Below are 12,721 nucleotides of genomic sequence, written 5' to 3'. Positions count from 1 at the left end.
AATTCCTTTTACCAATTTCCGGAAGCGCCTCCTCCCCCGGAACTTCCTCCGCCACCGCTCCAAGAGCTTCCACTGCTCGAAGAAGAGGAACTCCAGGAAGAGGAATTGCGTGTGCGTGGCCTACCAAACAAAATATAATCCCAAAAAGATCTCGGTCGCATTATTTTCTCTCTTAGATAATACGCTAGCATAGAAAAGAATAATATCCATAGAATTAAAAAACCAATTCCTAATATTGTGGATTCCGACAGTATTACCATAAAAAAAACGAGCCCTGTCAATCCAGTGATGCCAAAGATTCCAGATCCAATAAATACGGCGATGATTATGGAGATTGCAAAAATTGCGAAGAATAGGCCAGCTAAGAAGACAATGTATTTATCGAGAATATCTTTATCGGAATCATCTTTTTGTTCTACGGTTCGCAAATCTTCTTCCGTGATCGGCGAATCTACATTTATATCGGAAAGCGACGCGCTTGCACCCGTTTTTGACAATTCTTCTCCGTCGATTTTTAAGATGAGTTTGTCAATTCCGTCGGAGATTCCTTGAAAATAATTTCCTTCTCGAAACCGAGGAATCATAAATTCTTCTATGATCCGTTTGGCGATCGCGTCCGGAATTGTACCTTCCAAACCGTAGCCGACTTCGATCCTTGTTTTGTGGTCTTGGATGGCCACTATGATCAAGATGCCATCGTCGATTCCTTTTCGGCCGAGTTTCCATGTTTCAAAAACTTTGACCGCGTATTCCTCGATGGCCCAGTCTCCCGTGGAACCGACGAATCAGTACGGCGATTTGACTTCCTTTTCTTTTTTCAAACGCGATTAACGTGTCTGTGAGGCTTGATTTTTGCGCATTCGTTAGAGTGGAGGTTGTATCCGTAATCTGAGTTCGGAGGGGCGGAATGATGGGATCTTCCGCTTTCCAAACTTCTATGATAAAAATAGAATGTGGATTTCCGGTTTTTAAATGAATTCCGGCCGTACATAAGAACAAACATACGAAGAAGAATATTTTTATGGTTACCGATCGAATCATTAGAGTTTTTAAAAGATTCATTTTTTACTCTGCGGCATTTGATTGAGACGATCCGGATTGAATTTCGGAAATGGATTTGTTGACCATCTCATTAGAAACGGAACAAATTCGGATTTCTTTGTGTTTCAAAAAGGAAAAAATTAAAGGAAGGAAGCGCTCCATCATATTCAATTTTTTTAAAATTTAACTTCGGGTGGTTTTGAGATTTCCTTTTCGTTTTCGACCGTAAACGAAGGTTTGGCGTCGAATCCGAAAAATTTTGCGATTAGATTGTTTGGAAATTTTCGGATTGTGACGTTGTATTTTTGCACGGCTTGAATGTAGCGATTTCTAGCTACGGTGATTCTGTTTTCGGTTCCTTTCCAGTTGGGCCTGTAGATCCCGAAAATTCTCATTAGATTTTAGTTGAGGATAATTTTCCGCGACCACGAGTAATCTGGAGAGTGCGGAAGTCATTTGCGTTTGAGCTTGCGCGTATTTCTTAAAAAGTTCCGGATTATTGAGCGTTTTTTCGTCGGCTTGGATCGAACCGACACCGGCTCTCGCTTTTGTGATTTCGATGAGCACTTTTTCTTCCTGGGACGCATAACCTTTCACTGTATTGACTAAGTTCGGTATTAAATCCGCTCTTCTTTGATATTGGTTTAATATCTCGGCCCAAGAAGCGGTTATTGCTTCGTCTTCTTCCTGAATCGTATTGTAGCCGCAGTTGGAGGAGACTAAAGACGCCAATGTCAGTGTAACGACTAAAAACAGCTCGAGATGAATTTTTGTTTTCAAGAAATTACTTTCTCCTATCACGGGTGGATTCTCTTACGCTTAAATCCGGATTGTAAACAGAATTTTACTTTTCAAAACGGAAAATCTTCTTCTATATCCGTAAAGTCGTTTCCGTCCGTTTCGACGACCGTGGAATTTTTTTCGGATTTTTTTTCGAGATTCGGTTCCGAAAGACTTAGAGAAAGATAATTTTTTCCAGTCGCGGATTTGCGAATCCATCCCGCAAGTCGATACGTTTTTCCTTCTAAGAACACCTTACCCGTATAATCCGGTTGAGTTTCCTTTTCCTTGGTTGCGTTGTTGAAAAGACATCCTTTTTTTTCTTTGAGTGCGTATTCGGCCATTTTCGTTTCCTCCTTTTTTGTTCTTGCAAATGTTTCTTGAACTCGAGTTTAAATTTGCTCCTCAGTAAGTTCGGTAAAATCCTGATTGGATCCGCTCATTTGGGTATTGTTTTATGCGGCTTCGGATTTACGACGTAGCGCTTCTTTTTCCAAAGCCCTTTTACGGATTTCTTCGATCAGTTTATCTGCGAGAATTTCCGCGATGGCTTCGATTTTTTTGTCCATCGATTTTGAAGTTGTGTTTTGCATGTTGTTTTACCTCTCAATTTGAATTTTAGGATACGGGTTACCCGGGACAAAAAAGAGGTGAGTGGCGCTTTTTTAGGAGACTTTGAATCATTTTTTTTTACATTCTCTCCAAGAAGATTGTATGAATTTCTACGACTTCGACCCGGTAGCGGCGAAAGTTCTTCCCATTTAATTTGAAATTGTTGTAGTTCTCACATTTTAGAATTTCTAACTGCTTCAAGAAGGATCGGATTTTTCCTTCAAAATGAATTTGTGTAGCAACTCTTGCAAATTTCTTTTTCAGAGATTCTGGATTTACTTTCTCGGGGTGGGAATTTAAGCGGATATCTTGATCAATGAGATTTAAAAAATAGAATATTATAAAATCTCAATTTTTAGGATAACTTCGGCTCTTTCCCAAATATAGGATCGATCATTCGATTTATAACTTGAGTATTTTGTAATAGAAAATTCGAATTTTAGAATAAATTTTGAAACAATTTGTCGAAATCTATTTTAGCGTGAGTTCGGCGGTTGAAAGTTTTGGCGAATAAGAAATTAATACGTCTCCTTAGTGGTTTCGACAGACTTTTGATTGTTCAATTCTTATGGGAATTCCTACATCTCAAGGTTTTACTGCTCGGATGTATGAAAAGAATACTGTAATAAGTTTGTTTCAAAATTTAGAATGTTCAATCTTCTTCAAAAAACAACAATTCTGGATTCGGCGCAATTTTGTGAGCGCTTCTATATCTTTGCAAAAACCGTTCGTTAATTTTTGGTACCATTTTCATGCGCCCGAGTAGTAAGATAGATTCTGGATAGAAAAATGATTTCGTTTTGGAATAAACTCGAATCCGGGTCGGGTAATTTTCTTTTATAGAGTTTTTAAGAAAATCATAATAATTGAATTAACCGGTAATCAGTTCTTGCGAAACGTTTTGTTCTACCCGGAAATTTCGGACGAGAGAATTGAGAATTCCAGCGAGCTGTTTTAAAAAATCTCCCGTCGCTGTTAACTCTTCCGATTGCGCCGAAATTTCGTGAAACGCTTCGTTGATCAGATCCACCGATTTGTAAAGATTTCCGATTTCGGAAAATCGTCCTTCTATGTCTGTTGTAATGATCTCGCTTTGATTTGTGATCGAAATGTTCAAACGATCCAGATTCTCGATCAGATGGGAATAGTGGGAACTGCTTTCACGTATCGTTATGTGAGTCATTGCAAGGGATCTAAATTCTTCTGTTAAGTTCTTGAAAAACTCCACAGTGTTATGAACGGTGTTTTTTCCGCGTGAAACTGTGGATTGAATTTCTCCTAGGATTTCCGAAGCCTTTTTGGTGCTTTCTTGTGTGTTCGACGCAAGCTTATTGATCTCTTCCGCGACCACACCGAATCCTTTACCGGCGGCTCCGGAGCGTGCGGCTTCGATGGATGCGTTGATGGAAAGTATTCCTAGCTTTGCCGATATGTCGTTGAGAAGTTTTACGAGGTTTTCCACTTTTTTAGCGGAGAAACCGATGTCGTTGATATCGGATTCAAGGTGATTGAGTTCTTTTCTGCTCAACTCAATCGTTCTGACTGATTCTTCGGATTTTTCGGAACTGTCTTTCAAGTTGGAATCGAACTTTTGAAATCCGACTACGAGTTCGCTTAACAATTTCTTAGCGTTCGTTTCGATTTCTTTCTGTTGAGCCACGGAGGACGATATTCTTTGGAACGATTCTCTGAAAGAATCGAATATGGAAGTGACTTCTTCGAGATTCGTGGCCTGTTCCTGGATTCCGTGACTCATTTTTCCCCATGCGGTTGAGATTTCGGACGCGGAGTTTTCAAGTTCGTTCGACTTTTCTTTGATCGTGTAGATCATTTGTCCTAAGTTGGCGAGATAACGATTCATCAAAAATGCGATCGCTCCCGCTTCCGTCCCCGAATCCACGTGAATCTTGCGGGTTAAATCCCCGCCTCCTTTAGAAAGATCTTTGAGAGAATGGATGAGATCGATCCAACTGGAACCGGCTCCGTGCTCGGTGACGTTGAGTCCTTTTTCTTCGAACTCTTCGTTGACCCTGATTCCGATCGAAATTTTCAAAAGCAAAAATAGGATCAATCCCAATCCAAAGGCCCAAAAAGAGCAGGCTACGACCCCGATGAGTTGAGGGAATATTTGAATATCTTGATTTTCTGATAGAGCTGGAAGCAAAAGAGTGCCTAAAATTCCGCAGACTCCGTGGACCGGAAACGCTCCTACAACGTCGTCCAGTTTTAGAATTTTTTCCAATATCCAGGATGTGATAACGACCGAAACTCCGGCTACGGAGCCGATTGCTAGAGAGGCATGAGGTTGAAGGGCGTGACAGCCCGCGGTTACCGCTACCAAACCGCCTAAAACCCCATTCATACAGTCTTCCACCGAAGCAACTCTGTAAAAAATCCAAGAAAATGTAATCGCAAGGATTCCTCCGGCGCTTCCGGAAAGGCTCGTATTCAAAATGATCAACGGAACTCCGTCCGTAAAGGAAAGTGTACTTCCTCCGTTAAATCCGAACCAACCGAACCAAAGGATAAAAACACCCAAAACCGAAAAGGTAAGATTATGTCCGTGGATTTTTCTTGGAGTTCCGTCTTCCTTGAATTTATCTTTTCTCGGACCTAAAACGATTACACCCGCCAACGCGATCCAACCGCCTAACGAGTGTACTACGGTAGAACCGGCAAAGTCTACAAATCCGGTTTTGGCTATCCAGCCTCCTCCCCAAGTCCAATGACCGAAAACCGGATAGATGAATAGGGAAACTACGATTGACACGACTAAATATGCGGAAAATTTAATGCGTTCGGCCACCGCGCCGGAAACGATGGTGGCCGCTGTTCCCATAAACGCGACTTGAAACAGAAAAAACGAAAATTCTTTACCGGTTTTTAAACCGTTCAAAAAGAAATGATTTGTGCCGACCCAACCTTCGTACGAAAATCCAAACATCAAAGCGAAACCCACACAGAAGAACGCGATTGTTCCGACGATGTAATCCATAAGATTTTTCACTGCGACGTTGATCGTGTTTTTCAATCTGGAAAGACCGGTTTCCAGCATTAGAAAACCTGCCTGCATAAAGAAAACTAATGCGGCGCAGAGGATAAGCCAAATTGGGTCGACGGTTTTAGATAACTCCAGAGCCGGAGATTCCGAAAGTAGAGAAGAATTGATTCCTAAAAAAAGAATCAGGACGATTTTGTTTGTAACTCTATGTCTCTTTAGGTTTTTCATATAAATGTATTTGTTCTTTCCCTCTGATGGTTTCTTTCAAAAATAAGAGAGATCTATTTATTCTAGGAAAAGGCGATTCTGTCCTACTTTTCTAATTTGATTTGATCGTGCTCGAAAGTTCTAAATCATAACCGGTTTACATTAGAGTTGTTGAAAAATTAATTCTCCATTTGTTTTTGTTTCACTGACATAGACGATTGAAGCAGTTTTGTTGATCCCACAATTGAATTTTTCAACAACTTTATTCTACAACCTTTCGAAAATTGACGGGAACCGTCGAGTTCTTTGATTATAAATTTAGCGTTTGTTCCAAAACCTAAAGAGAAATTACGATCGCGATTGCTTAAAACTAAAACTTGTCTCAAAATCTCAAAAAATATCTCTAAAACGTCCGGCAAATTTTTAAAAGAATGTAATAGTCCCTCGCAGATTACGTCGTATTACTGATCTCTATAAAATAGAATACCGTTCATTGAGCGCAAATCCCGCGTTAGACGCAGAATTTTGGACACTCTATTATGTAGAGATGAGTGATACCGAAAAACAAAAGAATTTTTATTCTATGGATTTGGATCGGACTCTCTGTAAATTTTCTATAAACTTTTATGGTGGGTTTTGATTACATAACTATAAAATTCAAATATCGTTCGAAAACAATAAGATACCTTAATTTAAAATGAAACTTGATAGAGATATCGACAAAGCGGCGAAAGGTGAATTTCTTTATGGTTGAAAATAAGTGAACAGAAGAATCCAATTGTCGCTTTGTCTTTCGAACCAGTTTTCCTCCGGATAAAAAGTTCCACCGACCTGATCCAGAACTTCTTTCATATAGGGTTCGCCCGGATCGAAATCCTTGCCGTCCAGATAAATCGAACCTCCCCATTTTTTCTTAGCTTGGGTGTGAGAATAAATTCCCCGTAAAGATTCCACACGTTCGTTGGTGAGAGGAATCTTATATTTTTCGGAGAGTTCTTTAACCAGACGAGCGACCGCTTTGGTCTGTTCTCGGTTTGCTAAAAGCGCTTCCGTGTCCTTCCCGACGATTTCCACCTGAAAACAGTTCGAATTTGTTCCTGCGGCTGCAGCGGCAACATCTAATATGGAATCTAAAAGTTGATAGACTTTTCCGTCTTTATCCGCAAGAAACGTTGCGGATAAATTCCGTTTTTCTAATATTTCTAAAGTTTTTTGGTAATCCGGAATTGCGGTGTAATGCAACACGATACAATCGGGACGAATTGATCCCCGATAGTTATAACGAAGTCTTCTTTCTTCCGGGGCTTTCCCGTCGGAAGTTTTTTCGATTGAGTTCAATTCTACGATCGAAGCGGGGGTTATACCGCGGCCTCGATTGTATGTGGGGACAATTTTTTTACCGGATGAGTCCACGAATTTTTCCTTACGAATCACCCAATCGGAAACGAATCGATCTTTCCATTCCGTTTCTGGAAAAAATTTGCCTTGGAGCTTGGAAAAAACGGCGGAAAGAACTTTTTCACTTCCACATTCTCCCGTATCTAGAAAATGACCGAATTTTTTCTTACTCTGAGTATGCGTAAATATTCCCTTTCCGGAGGTTATATCATAGTTATTTAGAGGAATTGAATGTTCTTTGGAAAGTCTTTGAATCAAATCGGCGAGAGCTTTCAATTGGATCTCGTTTTTTAGAATGGAATCGTTTATTCCTTCCCAGGAAACGTGAATCGTAATTTCGTCCATTCCGGGCGAGGCTCTATAAATAATTTTAGAAGGTTCTTCCACGCCGTATACGCTTCCGTTTTCGAGAACGATAAAATGAACCATCCATCCGGAAGATTTGCTTCTGTCCAAGTATTCTTCCGCTTTTAAACCAGAAGTGTGGTGTAAAAGAATCGATTTTACTTGAAAGGGCCAACGCCTTTTCCCGATCGTATCGAGGGATTCTTTGCCGATTCCTAAGGTCAAAAAAGGAAGGATACGATCCTGCTCTTGAGAAAAAGCGGGTGATTCTTTCGCTTGAGAAAAACAACTCAAGGTAAAAACGAAAAAGAGGAATATAGTAAATGCAGGAATTTTCATATTCCGGAAACCTTGTCCCTAAGACGGGTAAGATCTTCTCTTAATTTTTCTAGGGTTCGGGAAAGTTTTCTGTGGCGATTAATAAGATCTGAATATTCTGAAATTCTAAAATTTGTTCCGTTCTTTCTTTTGTCGTCGACTTCCTCGAGGACCAAGGGGATATCATTGAATATCTCCTCCGATAAATCGAACTCTTGCGTAAGTTTTTGATAATGGGTAGAACACGTCGAAAAAAATTCGGGAGAAAAATTTGTTTTGGAGGATTCGATCTGTTTTCCAAGCGTGTCCTTGGCTGATTTTAAGAATGAAAAAAGAGACTGATTATCCCGGACTACTTCGTTTAGGGATGCTTGTAGATGAATTTCCGTTTTACTTTTGGAATGAAGAACTCCTTTTCTCGCCTTCAGATAGATCAGATAGATCAAAACGATTGATACGATAAAAATGAAAGAAAATAAGAAGAAAGTTCTTTTTTCGTAGAGCCATTCCAAGGTTTCCCATTGGAACAGATCAGGCGCATAGGCGGCGAAAGCCGATCCGATCAAAATGAAAAAGATAGAAGAATAAAAAAAAACGCGAGTTGCCATTCGATTTCATGACATATTCCCAAGGCGCGCTTGTCAAGGAAGCTTCTTCCCGAAAGAAAACTCCCGGCGAAATTTAAGATCGTTCGGGACTTTTCCGATATACAAATAGATGGAAGAACCTACTCCAAAACCGCTTTCCACGCCCAAGGTAGTAAATTTCGGACTTTATAAAATCAAAAAAGCCCTTAGAGAAGAGGGTTTTGAAGTAGTGGAAAAACCGAACGGAAATATTTCACTCGTAATCCGCGTGGGTAAGGAAAAGCAACGATAAAAGGAATCAGTAATATTTCTTTATTGAGGATGTATACCGATTTCTCGTTGAGCATATCTGAGAATTGATTTTCTCCGCAAGGCGGACGCAATGATAAATTTTTTATCACTCGCATTAGAACTTTAAAATATTCTTATATTTTTTCCGAGACTTACATTGCGTCCGGATCTGCGTCAGGAAGTTCCACTTCTTCCCGTTTGGGTTCCGGTTTTAAAAATTCTCCGCATTTTTGCGAAAGTTGTTCGTGGATTTTCCATTTGTCTCCGGCCAGCGGCATCACTCTTAGATAAATCCTGTAATTGCGGATCGAACCTTTGCAGTAACCGCCTTTCAGATACAATTGACCGAGAAGTTTTCTTGCCGCAGGATGAGCCGGTTCCATTTCAATGACCTGGTTGGCTAGACGGACGGCTTTGTCCGGATTATTTGCCGCGAGTTTTTTCGCTTCTTCCCAAGCGGGAGAGATTTCTTTTTCGTACTTTCTATAAAGGTCGGTGTTTCCCATTTGAAACAAACGGAAGATGATCGCGTCTTCTTTTCCGTTCTGGCAGATTCCGTACCAAACGTCCTCTTCTTTTTCGGTAATTCGATTGGCTCTGATTCCGGCTAACCTGGAACCGTCGATACAGCCTGTGGCCTCGAAAAGATCCTTCATCGCTTGTGGAGAAGTGGCGAGAATTCTTCTGGCTCTGTTTTCGAAACTTGCGATCTCGTCTTCGGGGAGAGAGTCTTCCGGGTTCGGAAGGTCTTGTAAGCCGGACAAAACTCTCAACTTGATGTTAGATTCCAGTACCCACTCGGGTAGATCGAGTGATTTTAAGAATGCGTTTTCTTTCGAAAAAATTCTTCGATAAACGGAGCACTCTGATAAACTGAGAATGATACAAAGAATTAAAACGAAACGCTTCGAAGGGGGGAAAAGCGATCCTGAGAGGACTTTTTGATTTTTCGGAAAAGACAGCAAACGATTTATCCTTGACTCTATATTAGGTCAGTATGTCCTAATATAGATATTTTAATTTACCATAATGGTAACCTATGATTTCTCAACAATAGAATCAATCAGGAATCTATGATCCAAGAACTGAAAGCAGATCTAAACGGAAAGGGACAGAAACATTGTGTGATTGTCTCCCGCTTTAACGAATTTATCACCGAAAGCCTTTTGAAAGGGGCACTTGAGTCGTTCCGCATGCACGGAGTTAGGGAAGAAGACGTGACCGTGGTGCGAGTTCCTGGCGCTTATGAAATGCCTGTCGTAGTCGCCAAAATCGCCGCTTCCAAAAAATACAATTCCATCGTTTGTTTAGGTGCGGTAATCCGAGGCGCAACTGCTCATTTTGATTTTGTTGCTGGAGAATCCGCTAAGATCGGATCGATCGGAGTTCAACATTCCGTTCCGGTTGTTTTTGGTGTGTTGACCACGGATACGATTGAACAAGCGATCGAAAGAGCGGGAACCAAGGCCGGAAACAAAGGCGCGGAAGCCGCGGCCACGGCGGTGGAAATGGTAAACTTGCTTTCTCTTCTTTAAATGTCGGCCAGACGAACTTCCAGAGAAATCGCCGTAATGGCTCTTTACCAATTGGAGCTAACGGGACCTCCGCTCAAAGAGGTTCTCAAGTTCAAATGGTACGATAAAAAAACCGAACCAGAGGAAAGAGATTTTGCCGTTTCCATCGTAAATGGTGTTGTGAAAAATCAGGAACAGATCGATACTCTAATCAGGAAATACTCTAAGAATTGGGACTTTTCAAGAATCAGCGTCGTAAACAAAGCGATTCTTCGTTTATCCGTATACGCTTTGCTGTATACCTGGGAAGTTCCGAAGAACGTTACGATCGACGAAGCGGTGGAACTTACGAAAGAATTTGAAAGCGAAGAATCCGCCCGGTTCGTGAACGGAATCCTGGACGCAATTCTCAAAAACGAAATCAAATCCGATGGATAAAGAAATCCGAAAAAACAGGTTGTTCTTAGAGGGAATTGAGGAAAAAGAATTTTATTTCCCAGAGGATCAAGAGCCGGTTCGGATTCGCAGATCATACAATAAACTTCTTATATTCTGGATTTTGATGGGTCTTCTCGTTTTAGGCGGGCTCGGCTTTGCCTTATATCATCAATTTTTCCGTTCTTCCTCTTCCGAGTCCGAATTTGCGGGAGCTTTCAACAAAGATCTGATTCAAAATAAGTCGGACATCAATCGTCTATTAGAAAGACCTTATATTCCGGACGGAAACGCAAATCCACAGTTGGCAAAGTGTATCAATCTTTATAAGGAAAGATTTACCAGACAGGCCTTCGATACTTGTAATGAATTTCTAAATTCCGCGGGAACACAAGAAGAGAAGTCAATCGCGCTTACGGTTCTCGGAGTGATTCACGACGAAAGCGGACGTTATCCGCAAGCGATTGAGAGACTTCAGAAGGCGGTTCAGTATGATCCTAAGAATTTTTACGCTTATTACAACTTGACTCTTTCCTACAAACACGCGGGAAGATTCGCGGATGCGAGAATGGCGGCTCTCAAGGCAAAGGAAATTGCGCCTAACGATCCGAGAGTTTCTCTGCTTGCGGGAAATTTATTCAACGAGCTGAACGATCCCGACGCGGCGATCGACGCGTATAAAGAGGGACTTTCTTCTTCTCCCGACGATATGTATCTGACCTACAATCTCGGGGTCAGTTACTTTAAAAAGGGAGAGATTCCCCAAGCAGAGGAGGAGTTTAAAAAAGTAGTGACGAAGACCCCTTCGGGAAGACTCGCAGCCTTATCGTATTCTTATCTGGGAAACATCGCTTACAACAAGCAGGATTACAAAGGTGCGGAATATTATTTTCGTCAGGCGAGCGCACTTTCTCCGAACGAAGCGAAGTATCTCTACAATCTCGCGGTCGTATTACAAAAGAACGGAAATAAAGAGGAAGCGCTGAAGTATCTGGAACTGGCGAGAGACGCGGGTGCGAACGATCCCGAAATTTACAGACTGATTGCGGAAGGGTTTTCCAACTTGAATCAGGGAGAAATGTCTATCTCCGCACTTCAAAAAAGTTTAAAGTATAATCCGACGGATATCGATTCTCTCTTTCAACTCGCGGAAGCATACTACAACAAAGGAGATCTTCTTGCCGCGGAAGAAACGTATCGTAGGATCGTTTCTTCCACTCCCGGAGATAGTTTTACGGAGACTGCGCTTATCAATTTGGGAGTGGTTTTGGATCAGATGGAGCGATATTCCGAAGCGATCACCGCGCTGAACCGAGTCATAGAACTCAATCCGAAAAACGCGAAGGCGTATCACACGTTGGGACTCGTTTATAAACATTCCGGGAATGGAACCCTTGCCATCGAAAATTGGAGAAAATCCACTGCGATCGAGCCGGAAAATGTTCAAAGTCGGGAAGCTCTCGCTGATTATCTGCTTGAAAATAAATTTTTTCGGGAAGCGGTGGAAGAATACGCCGGAGTTGTAAAACACAAGGACGACGCTTACAAAGTTTATCTCAAAATGGCGGAAGCCTATATGGGAATGCAGGATGACGGGAACGCCGAAAAGATCCTTCTGAAGGTGTTGAATACTTCGAAAGACGGCGCGGACCTGAAGAACGCCCATAAGAAATTGGCGCTATTGTATAATAAATCCAAGGACCCCGATTTAAAAAATAGGGCCAAGGACGAAGCGTTTCGATCCGCTCATATGGATCCGGATGATATGGAAGGCCGATTGGTACTTTCAAAAATTCTAATAGATTCCAATTCGATCCTGGATCGAGAGAAGGCGATCGACGAATTGATCGCCATCGTAAGATCCGACGTCAGACCGAAGATCGCAGCGACCGCATACAACTATCTCGGAATCTGCTATTATAAAAACGGGGAATTCAAAAGGGCGGTTCGAGCGTTTCAGAGTTCGATCGACTTGGATCCTTCCTTGTCCGAAGCATACGAGAACAAACGCGCCGCGTCCGCTGCGTTGGAGGAATCTACTCGTAGAGAGGGGTTTTTCTGAAGAATTTCTTTTTTAGCGTTCTTGTTCCATTCTTTCTCATCTCTTCGATCGCCGCCGCAGAAACTCTAAAAGACGAATTTAAGGAAAATGTACTGAGTTTTTCTAAGTCTCAGGCTTCCGCGATTTCCGA

Annotated in this window: 11 protein-coding genes and 2 pseudogenes (1 of these 13 running past the window's edge); 5 read left to right on the top strand and 8 right to left on the bottom strand. The window is 41.6% G+C overall.

Annotated elements, in window-relative coordinates:
* Positions 1-8: 8 nt before the first annotated feature.
* The 7 genes and pseudogenes from FHG67_RS17015 to FHG67_RS16980 all read right to left on the bottom strand — a co-directional run bounded on the left by FHG67_RS17015 (position 9) and on the right by FHG67_RS16980 (position 8,310).
* Positions 9-1,062 (bottom strand): annotated as a pseudogene (locus FHG67_RS17015) (TPM domain-containing protein).
* Between the two features lie 155 nt (positions 1,063-1,217).
* Positions 1,218-1,821 (bottom strand): annotated as a pseudogene (locus tag FHG67_RS17010) (LemA family protein).
* Positions 1,822-1,892: 71 nt separating this feature from the next.
* Positions 1,893-2,165 (bottom strand): DUF736 family protein, encoded by a 273-nt coding sequence (locus FHG67_RS17005; RefSeq protein ID WP_004500100.1) that lies wholly within the window; start codon positions 2,163-2,165, stop codon positions 1,893-1,895.
* Between the two features lie 111 nt (positions 2,166-2,276).
* On the bottom strand, positions 2,277-2,414 hold the full coding sequence (locus FHG67_RS17000) for a hypothetical protein (RefSeq protein ID WP_002620574.1): 138 nt from the start codon (positions 2,412-2,414) through the stop codon (positions 2,277-2,279).
* Positions 2,415-3,304: 890 nt separating this feature from the next.
* Positions 3,305-5,662, bottom strand: a complete 2,358-nt coding sequence (amt, locus tag FHG67_RS16995; protein WP_004501053.1) for an ammonium transporter — start codon at positions 5,660-5,662, stop codon at positions 3,305-3,307.
* Positions 5,663-6,385: 723 nt separating this feature from the next.
* Positions 6,386-7,723, bottom strand: a complete 1,338-nt coding sequence (locus FHG67_RS16985) for a peptidoglycan recognition protein family protein (protein WP_016760851.1) — start codon at positions 7,721-7,723, stop codon at positions 6,386-6,388.
* Positions 7,720-8,310: a hypothetical protein gene (locus FHG67_RS16980; protein WP_004500146.1), complete on the bottom strand. Its 591-nt coding sequence runs from the start codon at positions 8,308-8,310 to the stop codon at positions 7,720-7,722. The genes FHG67_RS16985 and FHG67_RS16980 overlap by 4 nt, the downstream gene beginning before the upstream one ends.
* Before the next feature lie 109 nt (positions 8,311-8,419).
* On the opposite strand from FHG67_RS16980, the gene FHG67_RS16975 reads away from it, so the two are divergent.
* A complete protein-coding gene (locus FHG67_RS16975) occupies positions 8,420-8,581 on the top strand; it encodes a hypothetical protein (protein ID WP_002631717.1) in 162 nt (53 codons plus the stop codon).
* A gap of 151 nt (positions 8,582-8,732) precedes the next feature.
* Here FHG67_RS16975 and FHG67_RS16970 read toward each other — a convergent pair whose 3' ends face one another.
* On the bottom strand, positions 8,733-9,545 hold the full coding sequence (locus tag FHG67_RS16970; RefSeq protein WP_002631667.1) for a tetratricopeptide repeat protein: 813 nt from the start codon (positions 9,543-9,545) through the stop codon (positions 8,733-8,735).
* Between the two features lie 108 nt (positions 9,546-9,653).
* Between FHG67_RS16970 and ribH the strand changes: the two genes are divergently transcribed.
* The 4 genes from ribH to FHG67_RS16950 form a co-directional block, all read left to right on the top strand.
* Entirely contained in the window at positions 9,654-10,115 is a 462-nt protein-coding gene (gene ribH / locus FHG67_RS16965) for a 6,7-dimethyl-8-ribityllumazine synthase (protein WP_004501046.1), read from the top strand.
* Positions 10,116-10,532: a transcription antitermination factor NusB gene (gene nusB / locus FHG67_RS16960; RefSeq protein ID WP_002631704.1), complete on the top strand. Its 417-nt coding sequence runs from the start codon at positions 10,116-10,118 to the stop codon at positions 10,530-10,532.
* A complete protein-coding gene (locus FHG67_RS16955) occupies positions 10,525-12,591 on the top strand; it encodes a tetratricopeptide repeat protein (protein WP_004500062.1) in 2,067 nt (688 codons plus the stop codon). The genes nusB and FHG67_RS16955 overlap by 8 nt, the downstream gene beginning before the upstream one ends.
* 92 nt (positions 12,592-12,683) lie before the next feature.
* Positions 12,684-12,721, top strand: partial view of a HEAT repeat domain-containing protein gene (locus FHG67_RS16950; protein ID WP_376767584.1) — the 5' end (the start) only. 1,207 nt of this gene lie beyond the right edge of the window; 38 of the gene's 1,245 nt are visible here — the first part of the coding sequence; the start codon lies at positions 12,684-12,686; its stop codon lies off the right edge, out of view.

This window comes from Leptospira weilii, from assembly GCF_006874765.1.
Classification (GTDB): Bacteria; Spirochaetota; Leptospiria; order Leptospirales; family Leptospiraceae; genus Leptospira; species Leptospira weilii.
This window is presented reverse-complemented; position numbering and strand designations above follow the sequence as displayed.

What these genes read in the sequence shown, in the direction of transcription:
- FHG67_RS16975 (WP_002631717.1), top strand. Translation starts at nt 8,420, where the DNA reads ATGGAAGAACCTACTCCAAAACCGCTTTCCACGCCCAAGGTAGTAAAT.
- FHG67_RS16955 (WP_004500062.1), top strand. Translation starts at nt 10,525, where the DNA reads ATGGATAAAGAAATCCGAAAAAACAGGTTGTTCTTAGAGGGAATTGAG.
- FHG67_RS17000 (WP_002620574.1), bottom strand. Translation starts at nt 2,414, where the DNA reads ATGCAAAACACAACTTCAAAATCGATGGACAAAAAAATCGAAGCCATC.
- FHG67_RS17005 (WP_004500100.1), bottom strand. Translation starts at nt 2,165, where the DNA reads ATGGCCGAATACGCACTCAAAGAAAAAAAAGGATGTCTTTTCAACAAC.
- FHG67_RS16980 (WP_004500146.1), bottom strand. Translation starts at nt 8,310, where the DNA reads ATGGCAACTCGCGTTTTTTTTTATTCTTCTATCTTTTTCATTTTGATC.
- nusB (WP_002631704.1), top strand. Translation starts at nt 10,116, where the DNA reads ATGTCGGCCAGACGAACTTCCAGAGAAATCGCCGTAATGGCTCTTTAC.
- FHG67_RS16985 (WP_016760851.1), bottom strand. Translation starts at nt 7,723, where the DNA reads ATGAAAATTCCTGCATTTACTATATTCCTCTTTTTCGTTTTTACCTTG.
- amt (WP_004501053.1), bottom strand. Translation starts at nt 5,662, where the DNA reads ATGAAAAACCTAAAGAGACATAGAGTTACAAACAAAATCGTCCTGATT.
- ribH (WP_004501046.1), top strand. Translation starts at nt 9,654, where the DNA reads ATGATCCAAGAACTGAAAGCAGATCTAAACGGAAAGGGACAGAAACAT.